18 protein-coding genes and 3 pseudogenes are annotated in these 17,183 nt (G+C 50.1%); 17 read left to right on the forward strand and 4 right to left on the reverse strand.

Annotated features, from left to right (window positions below; translation table 11 throughout):
• Positions 1–264: 264 nt before the first annotated feature.
• Positions 265–1,314 (reverse strand): Abi family protein, encoded by a 1,050-nt coding sequence (locus tag AACX68_RS19805; RefSeq protein WP_228860267.1) that lies wholly within the window; start codon positions 1,312–1,314, stop codon positions 265–267.
• A 619-nt stretch (positions 1,315–1,933) separates the two neighbouring features.
• Between AACX68_RS19805 and AACX68_RS19810 the strand changes: the two genes are divergently transcribed.
• The 7 genes from AACX68_RS19810 to AACX68_RS19840 all read left to right on the forward strand — a co-directional run bounded on the left by AACX68_RS19810 (position 1,934) and on the right by AACX68_RS19840 (position 7,899).
• Entirely contained in the window at positions 1,934–2,215 is a 282-nt protein-coding gene (locus AACX68_RS19810) for a helix-turn-helix domain-containing protein (RefSeq protein ID WP_228860268.1), read from the forward strand.
• A 151-nt stretch (positions 2,216–2,366) separates the two neighbouring features.
• Positions 2,367–2,912, forward strand: coding sequence for a PFGI-1 class ICE element type IV pilus protein PilL2 (gene pilL2, locus AACX68_RS19815; protein ID WP_228860269.1), 546 nt, complete (start codon positions 2,367–2,369; stop codon positions 2,910–2,912).
• Positions 2,912–3,610, forward strand: coding sequence for a TIGR03759 family integrating conjugative element protein (locus AACX68_RS19820; RefSeq protein WP_228860270.1), 699 nt, complete (start codon positions 2,912–2,914; stop codon positions 3,608–3,610). Before pilL2 ends, AACX68_RS19820 begins: the two co-directional genes overlap by 1 nt.
• Positions 3,586–4,125, forward strand: a complete 540-nt coding sequence (locus tag AACX68_RS19825) for an integrating conjugative element protein (protein ID WP_228860271.1) — start codon at positions 3,586–3,588, stop codon at positions 4,123–4,125. Before AACX68_RS19820 ends, AACX68_RS19825 begins: the two co-directional genes overlap by 25 nt.
• Positions 4,122–6,185, forward strand: coding sequence for a type IV conjugative transfer system coupling protein TraD (traD, locus tag AACX68_RS19830; protein WP_228860272.1), 2,064 nt, complete (start codon positions 4,122–4,124; stop codon positions 6,183–6,185). Before AACX68_RS19825 ends, traD begins: the two co-directional genes overlap by 4 nt.
• A 9-nt stretch (positions 6,186–6,194) precedes the next feature.
• A complete protein-coding gene (locus AACX68_RS19835) occupies positions 6,195–6,953 on the forward strand; it encodes a TIGR03747 family integrating conjugative element membrane protein (RefSeq protein WP_228860273.1) in 759 nt (252 codons plus the stop codon).
• Between the two features lie 127 nt (positions 6,954–7,080).
• Entirely contained in the window at positions 7,081–7,899 is an 819-nt protein-coding gene (locus tag AACX68_RS19840; RefSeq protein WP_228860274.1) for a S1 family peptidase, read from the forward strand.
• A 108-nt stretch (positions 7,900–8,007) separates the two neighbouring features.
• Here the strand turns inward: AACX68_RS19840 and AACX68_RS19845 are convergent, their stop codons facing one another.
• Positions 8,008–8,700 (reverse strand): DUF5710 domain-containing protein, encoded by a 693-nt coding sequence (locus AACX68_RS19845; protein ID WP_228860275.1) that lies wholly within the window; start codon positions 8,698–8,700, stop codon positions 8,008–8,010.
• A 146-nt stretch (positions 8,701–8,846) separates the two neighbouring features.
• Between AACX68_RS19845 and AACX68_RS19850 the strand changes: the two genes are divergently transcribed.
• From AACX68_RS19850 to AACX68_RS19895, 10 genes and pseudogenes are all read left to right on the forward strand, one after another.
• The gene (locus AACX68_RS19850; RefSeq protein WP_228860276.1) at positions 8,847–9,176 is read left to right on the forward strand and encodes an integrative conjugative element protein, RAQPRD family; all 330 of its coding nucleotides are present in this window, start codon (positions 8,847–8,849) and stop codon (positions 9,174–9,176) included.
• Complete coding sequence (locus AACX68_RS19855; RefSeq protein ID WP_228860277.1) at positions 9,173–9,409, forward strand: TIGR03758 family integrating conjugative element protein; 237 nt, start codon at positions 9,173–9,175, stop codon at positions 9,407–9,409. The genes AACX68_RS19850 and AACX68_RS19855 overlap by 4 nt, the downstream gene beginning before the upstream one ends.
• Before the next feature lie 79 nt (positions 9,410–9,488).
• A complete protein-coding gene (locus AACX68_RS19860) occupies positions 9,489–9,821 on the forward strand; it encodes a TIGR03745 family integrating conjugative element membrane protein (protein WP_228860284.1) in 333 nt (110 codons plus the stop codon).
• 10 nt (positions 9,822–9,831) lie between these two features.
• Positions 9,832–10,206 (forward strand): TIGR03750 family conjugal transfer protein, encoded by a 375-nt coding sequence (locus AACX68_RS19865; RefSeq protein ID WP_228860278.1) that lies wholly within the window; start codon positions 9,832–9,834, stop codon positions 10,204–10,206.
• Positions 10,206–10,848: pseudogene (locus AACX68_RS19870) on the forward strand (PFL_4703 family integrating conjugative element protein). The gene AACX68_RS19865 and the pseudogene AACX68_RS19870 overlap by 1 nt, the downstream one beginning before the upstream one ends.
• Positions 10,845–11,678 carry a TIGR03749 family integrating conjugative element protein gene (locus tag AACX68_RS19875; protein ID WP_228860279.1) on the forward strand — a complete coding sequence of 278 codons (834 nt, stop codon included), beginning with the start codon at positions 10,845–10,847 and terminating at the stop codon, positions 11,676–11,678. Before AACX68_RS19870 ends, AACX68_RS19875 begins: the two are co-directional and overlap by 4 nt.
• On the forward strand, positions 11,668–13,080 hold the full coding sequence (locus AACX68_RS19880; protein WP_228860280.1) for a TIGR03752 family integrating conjugative element protein: 1,413 nt from the start codon (positions 11,668–11,670) through the stop codon (positions 13,078–13,080). Before AACX68_RS19875 ends, AACX68_RS19880 begins: the two co-directional genes overlap by 11 nt.
• On the forward strand, positions 13,080–13,430 hold the full coding sequence (locus AACX68_RS19885; RefSeq protein WP_228860281.1) for a hypothetical protein: 351 nt from the start codon (positions 13,080–13,082) through the stop codon (positions 13,428–13,430). The genes AACX68_RS19880 and AACX68_RS19885 overlap by 1 nt, the downstream gene beginning before the upstream one ends.
• Positions 13,418–13,819, forward strand: a complete 402-nt coding sequence (locus AACX68_RS19890; RefSeq protein ID WP_228860282.1) for a TIGR03751 family conjugal transfer lipoprotein — start codon at positions 13,418–13,420, stop codon at positions 13,817–13,819. The genes AACX68_RS19885 and AACX68_RS19890 overlap by 13 nt, the downstream gene beginning before the upstream one ends.
• Entirely contained in the window at positions 13,819–16,569 is a 2,751-nt protein-coding gene (locus tag AACX68_RS19895) for a conjugative transfer ATPase (RefSeq protein WP_228860283.1), read from the forward strand. The genes AACX68_RS19890 and AACX68_RS19895 overlap by 1 nt, the downstream gene beginning before the upstream one ends.
• Before the next feature lie 162 nt (positions 16,570–16,731).
• On the opposite strand, the pseudogene tnpA reads toward AACX68_RS19895, so the two are convergent.
• Positions 16,732–17,082 (reverse strand): annotated as a pseudogene (tnpA, locus tag AACX68_RS19900) (IS200/IS605 family transposase); the annotation flags it as partial.
• A gap of 5 nt (positions 17,083–17,087) precedes the next feature.
• Positions 17,088–17,183, reverse strand: a pseudogene (locus AACX68_RS19905) (IS982 family transposase); the annotation flags it as partial.

Below are 17,183 nucleotides of genomic sequence, written 5' to 3' on the forward strand. Positions count from 1 at the left end.
ACTTCATGGTATGTCATAGTATGAATTTGTATAAAATTCATGTGAGAATTTTTTGTTTTTTTAACTAACTCACAAATTTTTTAGATATTTCAATTTGATGAATATTTATTTTTTTTATTATGATAATAATCAATTATTCAACTTTAAATATTAACTTCATTAAATCGGCGATTCGCATTTCTCTATCCAGTGTTGAAAGCAGCATGATTGTAGATTGAATTTTATTATAAATCGCCGTGTACTAATCAATCTTGGAGTTAATTTTTACACCTTTGTGATCCTTTTTGCATTTGGATAACGTACAGTGCTTGACTCCGGGTAGTATTTTACCACGTCATATTTTTTATATGCTTCTATATCACCATCAAGCTCTTCTTTTTTTCCAAAAAAAATCGCCTTATCTTTTTTGCTTTTGATTAAAATGTGATTATCCGAAATATGAATAATCTCTCCGGTATGAGAAGAGTCTAACATAACGAATTTTCTCCAATTGGTATTGATGTGCAGTGATGATATTCCTTCCGGAAGCTGTTTATTTTTCCAGAGTGAATGAAGGCTGCATAACTCTGTCATTTTTTGGTTATTTTCAATAATATCTAATAGTTTGAGATTGGAAGGATTGATCCAATAAATGACTTTTAAACAACGTTCGTAATGCTCAATCACTTTATTAACAATATCTTCAACCTGATACGCTTTTTGATCACGCCACAAAGGTTCATGATGAGAGAGCCGGTTACGAATTTTGTTAATTTCTTTTAGCTCATTACCAATGCTATTAATCGATAATGGGCGGCCTGTTTGCGTATTCAATGCGTTGGGGAAAACTGAACCTCTCAAATGGGGCCAAAGTACCAAGTAAGGTTTTTTTTGAATATCAAAATCATTTCTGACCATAGAAACCCAGAAGCCAAAGGTCAGTTTGGCGATAATGTTTTCAGGCGTATGAGGTTTTTTCTCTTTCTCTAACTGGTTTATGGCTGCCTGAATGCCTTTATAAGCACCGGGATTATTCCGTTGTGTGAACGCATTGACGAACCAATGGCGGTCTATTTGGGATTTTTTCTCTGCCCAAACATGGCTGGCAAAATTGCGTTCAATCCGTTCTTCTTCATATTGAATATAAGACTGATAGAGGGCGTTGCGTAATGAAACTTCAATGACTTGTAACGCAGGTAAGAAAACACTGGCCAGTTGTTTATTCCATAAATAAACACCCAAACATTGTTCAGGGGATTTCCCGCCAAGAATAGGTGACTGATATGTGGCAAATCTGGAGGCGGAAAGTGATTGGGTAATTGCTTCAATTGTCATTATCTTACAGCGTCCTCTGTGAATTTGGCACAGTATACCGTTTGTTTTGTTCAGATTCACAGGGCCGATCACATACATTGACGTGTTTTATTGCGTGTTATATAATCTGAACCAGAGGAAACTCTACTTGTGTAAGCACCCGCCCCTACTCGTTATGATGGTCGGAGTGTGAAGAATATCTTTCAAAAAAGGCTCCTGAAGGAGCCTTTTTTGATCCTGCTAAGTAACATATGAATAACCATTAATAGATATTTTTTTGTTTGCTATCCTGAATATCAGGATAGTGTGGTTAATACATTATTATGATATATAAGGTTATTTTATTATATTGGTTATTTTGTTCACCCAATTTACTTATTAAACTTACATGTTCAATTATTGAATTAGATAACGTAATTCGTTAAAGTAAAAAAGCTATCGGCAAAATCCGGTAGTGAGGAATCTCAGGCCTCTAAGAACTATCCACTGGTAGGATGTTTCTACCAGTGTGTCTGCTATCGCCCCTTCAATGGCGGTTCAGGCGGGGGAGGCTTCGGCCTCGCCGGTGGATAGTTCCCGGTACCTGAGAATCCCTGTCTTGAACCGCCACCACCAATAATCAACAGAAGGGGACGCAGGTATGATTAATATTCAACAAGACTGGCACCCAGCCGAAATTATTTGTGCATTACGCAAACGTGGTACCACACTCGCTGCTTTATCCCGTGAATCGGGACTCAGTTCTTCCACTCTGGCTAATACCTTATCCCGCTCATGGCCGAAGGGGGAACTCATCATCGCTACCCGTTTGGGAATGGAACCCGCTGAAATCTGGCCCAGCCGTTATTTCGATGACTACGGCAATTTTATTGAACGAAAAATCCGTCAGTCGGTTGATGAAAATCAGGCAGCGGCTGAATAACGCACGGATAAAAAAACTAACATTGACACACAATAACGTTTTTTTCGGCATATTAATTTTCAGCAAACACAGTTGAGTTGTTCATTGAATACATCACAGGGTTCCTTGCATAGTCAGGATTATTTTACGACTGAGCAGGAACCTATTTGGCATGAAAATAACGGTGTTAATCGGCTTAATCGCGGTCATACTGACGGGATGTACGACTCCCGCGAAACAACCGCTCCCTCAGCCTTCCCAAAATAGCTTTTCTTCCGTGACGCTGACACAAAATGTGCAGTCGGTTTCACCGGATATTTATCGACAAACACCCGAAGTTGTTCGTTATGGTCGCTATGTGCTGGTCAGTACCGACCTGACAGCAGCACAGCGTGATCCACTTTCCTTGTTGATTGATATGCAGCTCCCTGCGTCCCAGACTCCCACGGTGGCTGATGCCATGCGCTATGCACTGCGTCAATCCGGTTACGCACTCTGCATGCCTGACGAGAGGAATGATATTTTATATCGCCAGCCGCTGCCATCCGTACACGCGCAGTTGGGTCCGATTCGGTTACGCACAGCATTGCAGGTGATGGCAGGTCCGGCCTGGCAACTGGAGGTGGATGAGGTGCAGCGCAAAGTTTGCCATCATTTACGCCAGGGCTATCAGTTACCGGTTCCGGCTAAACAACCGCAGCAAGGAGGCGGACGTTGATGAAATTACACCCGCTCAGTGTGTTGGTATGGCTGCTGAGCAGTCCGGTCTGGGCAGTAACACCGACACCGTTAGCTTCGCAGCAGACACTCACGACAGAAAGCCAGCCGCAATCCCTGAATAATCAGGCTGAACAGTGGCAATTAAGTGCCGGTGAATATCAGCGTTATCAGCACCTGATGAACGGGCCACGGGGTCTCTGGTCGCCGGGGCTTGATCCGCTGACCGCATTAGGCATTGAAACCGAAAGCGAGGCCGAACGCCGCCGTTATGCTGAACAGTGGGTGAAGGCAGAGTTTGCTCGCACTGAAAAAGAACTGCGTTTCCAGCGGGAAGTGAATGCCGCCTGGCAGCGACTGTTTCCGGATGTACTGCCGGTCAATATGGAAAAATCGCATGAAACAAACGGTCGGCTGGCTCTGTTTGTCAGAGCCAAAGATTGCCCGCAATGTGACACCCGTTTGGCTGAAGTACTGGCGACAAAGCAGCCGGTGGATATCTATCTGGTCGACAGCCAACGTAATGATGACACCTTACGGCAGTGGGCTAAAACGCATCATATTCCGGTTGAACAGGTCCGTAACCGACAAATCACGCTGAATCATGATGCAGGATACTGGTTCCGGTTTGGCAAAGGACTGATGCCGGTATTATTACGACAAGGGGAGCAGGGATGGCAGGTCACTTCATTACAATGAAACGGCTGAGCGTATTTCCCATTATCGGTCTGTTATGGATGACGACCGGTCATGCCGAACTGAACGTGATTGCCGATTTGGGCGGCAAAGATGCCTCACCCTTTTATGAAAGCATTAATGCTCAGCCGAATTATCGTTCTGCACAATCACACCCTTTCTCGCCAGAAGTGGAGGGGGAAGCAGCCATGCTACCGGTTAACACACCGGAACTGACACCGGGAAAAATAGTAAACCGCTCACTGCAATTGCCGGGGATTGGCGCGTTATTTTTGATTGGCGATGATCCTGACTCTCGTCAGTGGCTAAGTCAGCATGCAGCCCGTCTGGCACAATTGCACGCGGTGGGACTGGTCGTTAATGTCAGTACAATGACTGGATTACAGTCACTGCGCGCTTTAGCACCGGATATCCTGTTATCACCGGCTTCCGGCACAGAGCTGGCGCGTCGTTTGCAGTTACAGCATTATCCGGTGTTGATCACCGAAACTCAACTTTCTCAGCAGCCCTCACTATGAGCCGTCGTTATGTGGTTGAAGCCTTGCTGCGTCCGGCTGTTGAGCTGAATACCGCTGTGGTTTCAGCGGTTGCCGCATTTATCTGTATCCGGGCACCGTGGGCGATTGCACTGGCACCCTCCGTCAGCTATGTGATGGCCGGGAGTTTTACTGTATTAGCGATAATACGCACATGGCAGGGCATTCAGGTTATCCGCTATCGCCGAAATCTGAGCCGTTTACCGCGTTACCAGATGAGCACAAAACACATTCCCGTCAGTCATCAGCGCTTGTTTCTGGGCCGGGGTTTTCGCTGGCAGCAGAAGCATACCCAGCGTTTGCAGGATACGCGGCGACCGGAAGTCGAACGATTTGTGCAGCCGTCTCGGCTCTATCAGTTGGCCCGAGCACTGGAGCACCATACCGAATACCGTTGGCCGGCATTGTCAAATCTGTTGCGCAAAGATTCCCCGTTAAATCCGGTGCGACCACTGCCTCCGGTTGGGGGCAATCCGATGATCCACGGTATTGAGCCGCAGGAAGCGGAAGTGTTTATGGATCTGCGCGAACGGGTCGGACATACCTTAGTGATGGGCACGACCCGCGTGGGAAAAACCCGGCTGGCTGAACTGCTGATCACGCAGGATATCCGGCGGGGCGAGGTAGTGATTGTCTTTGATCCCAAAGGGGATGCCGACCTGTTAAGGCGCATCTGGGCAGAAGCCCACCGGGCCGGACGTGGCAGTGAACTGTCTCTCTTTCATCTGGGCTGGCCGGAAATCTCAGCGCGTTATAATGCGGTCGGGCGGTTTGGCCGGGTCTCTGAAGTCGCTTCCCGTCTGGCGGGGCAATTGAGTGGGGAAGGGAACAGTGCCGCGTTCCGGGAGTTTGCCTGGCGGTTTGTCAATATTGTCGCCCGTGCGTTGGTGGCACTGGGGCATCGGCCGGATTACACGCTTATCACGCGTTACGTCAATAATATCAGCGAACTGTATCAGCTCTATGCGACTAAAGTGATGGCAGACAGGCAGCCTGTGTTGCTGGAGCACATCAATCAAATCCTCGGCAAGCTGAAAGAAAAAGATATTCCGCGCAATATGCAGGGGCAGCCGGATGCGCTCCGGCTCTGGGCAATGGAAATGACGCTCAGTTCTGAGGCAGGTAAACAGCTCTATGACCCTATTCTGGACGGGTTACGTTCAGCTGTGCGTTATGACCGTACCTATTTTGATAAAATTGTCGCCTCGCTATTGCCTCTGCTGGAAAAACTGACCACGGGAAAAATCGCAGAATTGTTATCACCGGATTATCTCAATATGGCGGACTTGCGCCCGATTTTCGACTGGGAGCAGGTGATCCGCAAGAACGGGATTGTCTATATCGGGCTGGATGCATTGTCCGACAGCGATGTGGCTTCGGCGGTGGGCAACAGCATGTTTGCGGATTTGGTCAGTGTGGCCGGGCAGATTTATAAATATGGCATGAATGCAGGGTTGCCGGTTCGCCATGACGGGAAATTGGCGATTAACCTGCACTGTGACGAATTCAATGAACTGATGGGGGATGAATTTATCCCGTTGATTAATAAAGGCGGTGGCGCCGGTATGCAGGTCACCGCCTATACCCAGACCTCCTCGGATATTGAAGCCCGTATCGGCAGCCCAGCCAAAACCGCGCAGGTGATTGGTAACTTCAATACCCTGATTATGCTGCGGGTACGGGATAACCGGACAGCCGAGTTACTCACCAGCCAGCTGCCGGAAGTGGAAATCTACAGTAAGACATTGGTCTCAGGGCACTCGGATATTGCCGATGTCGAGCAGGGGCAGGATTTTACCTCGTCAACACAGGACAGGGTCGGTACGGTTAAAACACCGTTGGTGACGCCGGCTGAGATGATTAACCTGCCGAAAGGGCAGGCATTTGCTTTATTGGAGGGCGGGCAGCTGTGGAAAATTCGCATGCCTCTGCCCACCGGTGATGACGATGATGCCCTGATGCCGGCGAGTTTGCAGAACATCGCCGAACAGATGCGGCGGTACTACCGCACCAGTGAAAACTGGTGGGAAGATAAGGGGTAATTTCGCGTCATGGCACAATCAGAAAACCCGTCCCACACCACTTCCCAACCGCCCCGCAAGCATGGCCTGCTGTATCGTGTGCTGTGGGAATGGCCGTGGCAGCTCATTGGCTTTATTGTGATGTCGTGGCTGTTCAGCCTGTTACTGGAATATTTGGGTATGGCTTTTTTCTGGCCGGATGAGGGCGCGGCTCACAGCCAGACGATGATGAAAACCGAGCTGCAATTTTTATCCACGGAATTTACCCGGAGTCTGTTATTGTCAGAACCGTCACAGACGGTCTCTGACTGGCTGGCACAGACCTATCAATGGCTGTTTGTTGACAGTGGTTTTCTGCACTGGATACAGGGGAAATCACACTCTCAGCTTAATAGCCGCAATGATTTTATGCGTGAATTCAATACGGTATTACATAGCATATCGGGTTATTTGCGGGAATATGCGCTGGCGACGGTGTTTATCACGATGGTGACGCTGATCCGGCTGGCGATTCTGGTGCTGTCCGTTCCGTTGTTTGTGATGGTGGTGTTGGTCGCGCTGGTTGACGGGCTGGGGCGACGGGACTTACGCCGGTATGGCGCAGGCTATGAATCGAGTTTTGTGTATCATCATGCTAAGCGGGGCATTAAACCGGCTTGCACGATCCCCTGTGTGCTGTATTTATCGTGGCCGGATGTGGTGTATCCCACGGTGATATTGTTGCCTGCTGCGCTCTTGCTGGGAATGGCGGTGGTGATCACGACTTCGATGTTTAAGAAATACATTTAATACTCAGGGTAATGGAATACAAATATTGTAGTAGCGATTTAATCATAATGTTTTACTAATATTTATTTATTGCCTAGTATTTTGTTATGTGGAAATACTTGGTTATCTTTGATGAGGTTTTTATTCTATGTTGGTTTCTTCTTATGATTTTTACCCATGTTTATCAGTTATTAAAATCCTGCCTTCTTGGATAAAGCAAAATGGTAGTACTAAACTATTTGAAAAATGGCAGAAATCTTTTGTTTCTTTCTTTGCTAAAGACGAATTTAGCATGAAGAGTGCATCACTTATTGGCAGCGGTTTTTTATATATGCTTAATGGGAAACATCCTTGTATTGTTACAGCTGCACATGTAGTACATGACTTGCAAAAAAGCTCAGTACCTTTTTTTTCCATTGAGGGGGATAAATATATTTTTCATAAATTAAACGTTCTTTATAATGATAAGAAAGATTATGCGATAATCCCTTTTTCTGAAGAAATGCTCGCCCTTGAAAAGAGTTGGCTTTTTTTTAGTTCTGATGAAAGACCATTAATGAATAAAACTTCGTCTTTTGTCATAATGGGGTATCCATCATCAAAAAATGCTCTTCATATTGATAGGGCTAATAAAGGATTATATCCTTACAATATTACATTTCATAGTTTTCAATATAATAAAGAAAATGAAGATGTATATTTTTGGCTTGATGAAAAGGCTAAAAACAAAAATATAATATTTGAAGAGAGAAGTATTTCAAAATCTTTACCATTACCCTCTTGGCGAGGAATGAGTGGCTGTGTAATTGCTCAAATTATGGAACATCAGATTACAGGAGATTTTACACTTAGGGCTGTGGGTATACTTAAAGAGCATAAGAAAAGACTCAAAGATAAATATTTAGTTGGCTGCACATTTGTTCCTTTTGCTGACGAAGTTAACACTTACATTAGAAAGTACATATAAAGAATCTAATATAATAGAGATGCTACACTATGGCATGCAAAACGGTTTTCTGTTTTGTATGCCATAGTGTAGCAGACAAGCCGCTTGGCGGCGCGTCAGTTTTTCCGGTTAATGCTGATATTTTGAAGGCACATTTACGACTTGCGTCATGCATTCAAACCAGTCACAGGCCTGACAGGCCCGGTTGCTTCCCTTTGGATCGAAACAGTAATGTTCGTGCGAAGTATCTTCACAATACACTACGAATGGCTTATCGATTCGGTGCAGCTGAATAGCCGCCGCCTGTTCTTTGGAGGCCGGAAAAAACGCGCCACCGATGTCGGCAAACAGTTCGATATCGTCCTGCTGTGCATCACAGTGTTCGCAGTGGTTTATCCAGTGCTGTTGGTGTAACTGTTGGCTGATGGCTTTGCGCAGGGTGTGGTGAAAACCGGGTAGCACATTACGCACGATAGACGGGATATCGACGAGATAAAACACAAATGCCGGTCTGTCCTGTTCGGTGTAGTCCACTTCCGTGTCGGGTTCCTCATCCTTCTCTGCTTCCAGTAATTGATGTCCGGCAGGCAACATAAAGGCAGTGACGGTGGTGGGTTCATGACAGTGCGGACAGGGTATCCGGGTTTGGGCGAGATACCAGTATTCCGCATGCACATTGTAAAATGGCAGCCACTGCATAAACGGCTCCGGGTCAAAACTGCCATCGATATACCAGATTTGGGCGGCCGCATCCCAGTGTGCGCCCAGCTTTCGCACTGTCTCATACTCATCATCAGGGACATGTAAATCAATCCGCAGCATATTATTCCTTCATTGTGAAATCATTAATCAAATAAATTAGTCAGACTATTTAGCTAATTTTCATCAAAGCATAAAGAGTTTATTACTGATCTGATTTAGAAAACACCGCATCCTCGCACTCGGAGTCTATGATGAGGGGAGTCTTTATGCGTTGTTGCTTTTCGATATCCGGTTCTGTCTGTTTGCTGGGATTGACTGTATTGTGTATGCCACTGGCTTATGCGGCTGAGAAAGATGAGCTGGCCAGTGCCAAACGTCTGATTGATCAGGTTCAGATGGCACTGGAACGCGCAAACATCGCCGAAAAGCAGTCTGACACGTCAGAACATCCTCGTTATGAGTTTGATTATTCCCGTATCAGGGCGGATCTCAATACCCTCAAAGCCGGTATCGATCACTACCTGAGTCCTTCCCGCGAGCAACCCCGCGATCCGACGTCAATCATCGGTGATTACCGTCAGGAACATCCGCAATGACCCCTGTCCAACGCCATGCCTTTGAAGCGGCTTCAGGACACTTTGATGTCACTTTTTTATATCTGGTGTGTGTCGGCTTTTTTCTGGCCACGTTGTTTCTGTGGGCGGCCTGGGCGGTGGTGGATGTCTGGAACGGCTGGGCGAATGAAAAAGTGCGTAATCAGACCCTCAGGCAGTTTGCTCTTCGAACCGCAGTATTGCTGGTCGTGGCGGTCTGGATGTTTGCCGGTTGAATCAATGAACATAACAAAAAGGAACTGAATCACTATGAAACGAATTTTTACGGCCTGCCGTCAGTTCAGCACAAACCTGATGACCCGGGTCAGCACTTTTCTGTTGCTGCTCGGTGTTTCCTGCGAATCGGCCTGGGCCGATTTGCCTTCGATTGAACCGCCCTCAAGTGGTGGTCGTGGCGGATTAATGGGGCAGGTGAAAGGGTATGCACAGGATGGCATTGTGATTGGCGGGCTTATCCTCTCCGCAGTCGCGTTCTTTAAAGTGGCCTCGGCGGCGGTGGAAACCTTCTCCGAAGTGCGCGATGGCAAAGCCACGTGGACCCAGTTCGGCTCGATTATTGTGGTCGGTATTGTGTTGCTGGTTGCGGTGATCTGGTTGCTGGCGAAATCGGCCAACATTATTTTTTAAGGTGCCGCGGATGCAGACGATCCCCTTTTTACCCGATCGCTTAAACGCTGAACCCGTCGTATTTCGCGGCTTCACCACGCCGGAGATGGGGCTGGCCGCCATCGCAGGGCTGGCCCTCGGTCTGGGGGTCAGCCTTCCCTTTATTCCGTTTGCCGGTTGGGTGATGCTGCCGACCGGCATGCTGATGATGCCGTTGTTACTGCTGAGTGTTGGCGGGCGCTGGCTTGCCACCTTAAAACGGGGCAAACCGGAAAATTATCTCTGGCAGAAACTGGCCGAGAAAAAACGCCGGTTAGGGCTGGGTGACCCGACCTTGATTATCGCGGCGCAGGGCTGGTCACTACGCCGCAGCAGGCAAGCGCACCGCAACAGGAGAGGCGTGTGATGAGTCGCTTTCGTCATGCGGTCAGAAACCGGGACCAGCATATTCTGACCCTGCGGGTGGCGTGCGGTATTCTGGTGGGAGTGCTGCTGATAAGTCTGCTGGGCTGGATGGCATCCCCACGCAATCTGACCATTCATAATCCGCCGGATTTACGCAGTGGCAGCACCCGGGCGTGGTGGGAAGTGCCGGCACCGAGTGTCTACAGCTTTGCCTTTTATATTTTCCAGCAACTGCATGCCTGGCCGAAAAACGGGGCACAGGATTATCCGGCGAAAATTGAAGCCTTATCGCCGTATCTGACGCCGGCCTGTCAGGATTTTCTGCGCGAGGATGCCCGAACCCGGGCTGACAGCGGTGAACTGCTCGACCGGGTGCGCGTGGTGTATGAAGTGCCCGGCCGGGGCTATGAGACGCGCAGTGTGACGGTACGTGACCGCGATAACTGGGTGGTACGGCTGGATTTGGTGGCGGATGAATATTATCACGCCGAACCGGTCAAACGGGCATTGGTGCGCTATCCGCTGAAAGGGGGATGCGGAGCGTAATCCTTTTGGTCTGGCACTGGATTGCTACGACGGGATGCCACAGCGGCTGGAAGCGCTGCCACCGCCAGCGGAAGAGAAAAAAGGCGTATTTCAATGAGAAGAGATTTATTTGACTGGCGCGGTGTCGGGCTGGGACTGGTCAGCCTCCTCCTGTTCTGCGTTGGCGCAAAAGCCGATGAGCTGCTGACATGGGAGCGTATTCCGTTACCGGTTACGCTTCAGGTTGGTCAGGAGCGGATTATTTTTGCGGACCGGAATGTCCGTGTCGGTCTGCCCCCGGCACTGGGTGAGAAATTGCGGGTACAGAGCACCGGTGGCGCGGTTTACCTGAAAGCCAACAGTGCGTTCCCAGCTACCCGCCTGCAATTGCAGGACAGTGAGAATGGCGAAATTATCTTATTGGATGTGACCGCCGGCAAAACCGGGGCCAGTGAACCCGTGCGTATTATTTGCCCGGCTGAAAAATCAATCGATTCAAAAGATAAATCACACTCACAGAGCAAGCCACCACTGTCTGCACCTACTCCCGTGCTGTTAACCCGCTATGCGGCCCAGCAACTGTATGCGCCCCTGCGTACGGTTGAGCCGGTCAGCGGCATTCAGCCGGTGAACCTGCATCTGGCTGCCTCCATCACCACCCTCTATCCGTCAGAGCCGGTTGAAGTGACCCCGCTGGCCGGCTGGCGGCTGCATCATCATACGGTGATGGCCCTGAAACTGCGCAATACCGCCAAACGCGTTATCTCGCTTGACCCACGCGTCTTACAGGGACAGTTTGTTACTGCGGCGTTCCAGCATCGCTGGCTGGGAAAAGCCGGAACACCAGAAGACACCACAGTGCTCTATCTCGTCACCCAAGGGGCACCGGGTAACGCCTTAATCCCTGAGCCGGTATCGATAAAACCGGGAGGCCGTGATGCAGATTAAATCCAACAGCCTGGTGAAAATACTGGTGCCAACGGTACTGGTTATCGGCGGGTTTATTGGCATTAAAAGTTGCAGCTCAACAGAGAATAGCGTGCCGGATAAACCGCAGAATCATGCTCTGGAGACCCTCTCCCCGGAAGAGTTACAGGCACTGGGAGTCGGCGGGGATACGCCGGAAGATACCCTGCGCACGCTGGTCGGAACGCTCAATACCGTGCGGGCAGAGCAGAAACGCTTAGATCAGCAGAATGCCGCGATGCGAAAAGAAAATGACCAGTTAAAAGGACAAAATCAGGATGTTGCCGGTCAGATAGAAGCCGCGGTTGCGGTTATCCGGCAGGACGATGAACAGCGCCAGCGCACGTTACAGGACGAACAGCAGGGATTGCTGGCCCAGATTGATTTGCTCACTGAACGGTTAAATTCAACACCGTTGCCGGCACCGGATAATCAGATACCCCTGGGTAGCGGGCTGGCAGGGAGTTCATACTCTGCCAGCACTCTCAGAGGACAGGATGACCTTATCTGGGTTACTCCTGCCGATGAAAAAGTTCCCGACAGGCAAGCGATGGGTAATGGAAAAACGGCGACTCAGTTTCCCACCTCTTTCTTAAGTGAACAACCGACCACCGTAAAAAATAACCCACAAGTTCCATCGGCTAAGGCCGACAACGAAAAACCGGTCTACACCCTGCCGGAAAATGCCACTCTGGTGGGCAGTCAGGCGATGACTGCGTTATTAGGTCGCGTTCCTGTTAATGGCACAGTCACGGACCCCTATCCGTTTAAAATTCTTATCGGCAAAGACAACCTGACCGCTAACGGTATCGAACTGCCGGAGGTGGAAGGCGCGGTGGTGTCCGGTTCCGCCAGTGGCGACTGGACACTGTCCTGCGTGCGCGGTCAGGTTAATTCCATCACCTTTGTGTTTCAGGATGGCACCGTGCGCACCTTGCCGGGCAGCGGACAGAATCAACAGGGTATCGGCTGGTTGTCCGATGAAAACGGCATTCCCTGCATCAGTGGTGAGCGTAAATCCAACGCCAGTACCTATCTGCCAACCCTGTTTGCCCTGTCAGCCATGAATTCCGCCGGCAATGCGCTGAACGAGAGCCAGCAAACCGCACAAACCAACGGCACCGGCGGCATCACTTCCGCGTTAACCGGCAATGCTGGGCAAGCAACACTCGGCAAAGCCGTGGCCGGGGGCATGAATGAGATGAGTGAATGGTTCAAACAACGCTACAGCCAGACCTTCGATGCCATTTACGTTCCGCCCGGCGCTAAGTTAGTGGTACATATCACCCAAAGTCTGGCGATTGATTACGAAACAACAGGCCGTAAGGTGCGTTACGGTTTTAGTGGATCAGCTCAACATCATTATCAGGAAGCCTTAGATTAATGGAAACGACGTCTTCTCCATGGCTGTTTTGTGCCAGCCCGCCTTATTGTCTGCAAACCCATATCACGCCACAGGCGGAACCCACACCGGTTCAGCTTGACTGGCGACCCGGGCGTACCCAGGGCAGTCAATTGACTCTCGCCAGCGGCCATGAATGCCGACGGCTGAATGACGGGGATTTTACCGTTTTTCGGCTGACTGAATTTCAGTGGCAATCAATGCTTGCAGGCAACAGCGAGGCTGAACACTGGGAGCGCTTGCCGTTTACTTTATCGGAACTGGCGGTACACCCGGAATTTGCCACGTTTACCCTGATTAGTAGCCCGGAGGCTCAGGGATGCGAAAAATAACCTACGCTATCGTGTTAGGTCTGACAGGGCTGCTGGCAGGTTGTTCAACGTCGAAAGACACGTTGCTGCCAGCCGGCGAACAGACGATGCTGGCGATGTGGCAGGGAAACAAAGCGGGGCAGAGCGCAACAAAGGCCAGACAAACCCTGCACCGGGCATTAACCCCGGCTGAACGTCACAGGGCGTCAGAAGAACCCAACCATTACAGCCGTTCGGCAGAGCATGAAATCAGCCAGCAGTTTCCCCGGCTGCCCAATCCCGATATGGTGATGTATGTCTACCCGCATCTGGTGGCCGGTCAGACTCCGGTACCGGGCCACAGCACGGTATTCCCGTTTTATCAGCAGGTGCAGTATGCCCTGCCGGGTGAACGCACGGAGGCTCGGTAATGGACAATCCCAAGGCATTGCACCGTCCCGGCACACTGCGCGAAACGGATGAAGCGGCGATTTACCGGGCGAATCCGTCGATTATCGACTACCTGCCCTGGGTGGAATATCTGGAAGACGGGCAGTGTCTGTTGCTGGATGATGGGGTGTCCGTGGGGGCCGTCTATCAGATTGAACCGGTCGCCACCGAAGGGCGTCCAGCTGAACGGTTGATTGAAATCCGCGACCAACTGGAAGATGCCATTCAGGACAGTCTGGACGAGGACGATATGTCGCCGTGGGTAGTGCAGTTTTTTTGTCAGGATGAAGATGATCCTGACAATTATCTCAATACCTTGCGGGGCTATGTGAAACCGTGGGCGCAGGGTACCGCCTTTACTGACGCTTTTCTGGCAGAATCAGCACGTCACCTGAACAGCATTGCCCAGCCTGACGGGATATTTCAGGATAGCTTAATCACCGGGCAACCGTGGCGAGGGCAGCAGCGCCAGACGCGCATGGTGGTTTACCGCTGGTTGCCTGCGCATAAATCGAAGACATACCCTCAAACGGTATCGTCGGTGGCAGCACTCAATCAGGTCTGCGAACGACTGGTCTCCTCACTGGCATCGGCGGGAATTGTGGCCACCCGGCAGGATGGCGGGCAGATCCACAATTGGCTGCTGCGTCATTTTAATCCGGCTCCGGACTGGGGCATGGCCAAAGCCGATTTTTACCGGGCAGTGCGTCATGAATCCCCCACACAGCCGGATCTCCCGGTGAATAATGACTTTGCCGAAAGTCTGTGGTTTACCCCGCCGGTGTCTGATCCCGATAACGGTGTCTGGTGGTTTGACGGCCTGCCGCATAAAGCGGTGCCGGTTGAGCGCCTGCGGCGCCCACCCGAGCCGGGCACCCTGACAGGGGAAGTGAAACGAGGAGACCATATCAATGCGCTGATGGATATGATGCCGGAAGGCACGGTGGTCACGCTGACCATTGTGGCGCAGGCACAGGATACACTGGAAGAGAGCTTCACCCGACTGGCAAAAAATGCCGTAGGGGAAAATACCGAATCGCTGCGCGTCCGGCAGGATGTACAGGCCGTGAAGGAATTACTGGGACGACGCCATAAACTGTACCGCAGTGCACTGACCTTTCTGGTGCGGGGGCAAGATTTGGGTAATCTGAATCATCGGGTACATCAGCTTTCTTCCACATTGTTGAGTGCAGGATTACAGCCTGTGCGGCCGGAGTTCAGTGTGTCCCCGCTGAATGCTTATTTACGGGCGTTGCCGATGGGCTTTAACCCGCAGAAAGACAAAAAACACGGGTACAGCCGCCTGACGTGGGTCCAGCATCTGGCAGGGCTTATGCCAGTCACTGGACGCTCAACCGGCACCGGGCATCCGGGATTCAGCTTCTTTAACCGGGGTGGGGCACCGCTGACCTTTGATCCGATGAACAAACTGGATCGCACCCAGAATGCCCATTTATTGTTGTTCGGCCCGACCGGCGCAGGGAAATCCGCCACCTTGTGTGCTTCGCTGGTTCAACTGATGGCTATCCACCGACCGCGCCTGTTTATTGTAGAGGCGGGGAACAGCTTTGGCTTACTGGCCGACTACTATGAAAGTCTGGGGCTGACGGTGAATAAAATTGGTATCAAACCGGGTTGTGGCGTCAGTCTGGCCCTGTTTGCTGATGCGCATCAGTTGATGCAACTCAGTCCCAAACAATTACGGATTAATGAAGCCGATATTCCGGAGACCGATGAAGCACAGGAAGACGGCGATGAACAGCGCGATATTCTGGGGGAGATGGAAATTGCCGCCCGACTGATGATCACGGGCGGTGAGAAAAAAGAAGAAGAACGTCTGACCCGTTCAGATCGCGGGTTAATTCGTGAAGCGATTATGTTAGCCGCACAGACCAGCTATGAGGCAGGGCATCAGATGGTGGCCTCGGATTTACAAACTGCGCTGTATGCCATCGCCCGTAACCATCGACAGGATGAACACGGCCAGCCCTTAATCACGGTACACCGTCGGGCACGAGCGGATGAAATGGCCGGGGCCATGTCGATGTTTACGCAGGGCTTTGAAGGAGAACTGTTCAACCAACCCGGCACCCCGTGGCCGGAAGTGGATGTGACGTTAATTGATTTGGGGACACTGGCCCGTGAGAACTACTCGGCCCAGATGGCACTGGCGATGGTGTCGCTGATTAACACGGTGAATAATCTGGCCGAACGCGACCAGTATCAGGACAGGGAACTGCAACTGGTGATAGACGAAGGGCATATCACCACCACCAACCCGCTGTTGTCTCCCTATATGACCAAAGTCGTCAAGATGTGGCGTAAACTGGGGGCCTGGTTGTGGCTGGCCACGCAAAACCTCGCTGACTACCCGGATACCGCTGAAAAGATGCTGAATATGGCCGAATGGTGGTTATGTCTCACCATGCCGCCGGATGAAGTGGAGCAAATCGCCCGTTTCAAAAAGCTCAACGAAGAACAAAAAGCCGTGTTGCTCTCTGCCAGTAAACTCCCGCGCTGCTATACCGAAGGCGTGGTACTGGCGAAAAAAATTGAAGCGTTATTCCGGGTCGTGCCGCCGAGCCTCTATCTGGCGCTGGGGATGACGGAAAAAGAAGAAAAGGCCGAACGGCGGGCGTTAATGCGGGAACACCAGTGCAGTGAACTGGAGGCTGCTGTTCTAGTGGCTAAGAGGATGGATGTGGCACGGGGATTGAGTATAGGTTTTTAAATCACAATAATGAGTGTAATTTACTTATTATTAAAGATATTTCTCGATATTTAAATAAGTATCCCCCGGCATAGCTGGGGGTTTTTCATATGCGCCTATAAGGCTCTCTTACCTGCCGCGCCCTAACAGGCGCATCGCAATCTGACATTTGCATTCTAGTGATTACTTACGGCCCGTAAACGGGCTACCTGGGTATGGAATCGATAACTGCTCTCCCAATTTGTCCACTTCCAGTTGGTGCTTTATATATTCCTGTATCCTAACTGTATTTTTCCCAACTGTATCAACGTAATACCCTCTACACCAAAACTCTCGATTCCGATATTTGAATTTTAGATCTCCAAATTGTTCATAAAGCATCAGACTACTTTTACCCTTCAGATACCCCATAAAACTCGACACGCTCATCTTGGGCGGAATTTCCAAAAGCATGTGGATGTGGTCCGCACAACATTCTGCCTCCAGTATGTTCACGTTTTTCCATTCACAGAGTTTTCTTAATATAACCCCAATTCCGCTTAAGCTATTGCTGAAATATCTTCTTCTGAGTAGAAAATTTTCAGTGATGGCTTTTTCTCTTTAAGGCAGTAAGCAACCAATCCCGTTAAAATCGT

The organism is Xenorhabdus sp. PB61.4, assembly GCF_963894935.1.
Taxonomy (GTDB): Bacteria; Pseudomonadota; Gammaproteobacteria; order Enterobacterales; family Enterobacteriaceae; genus Xenorhabdus; species Xenorhabdus stockiae.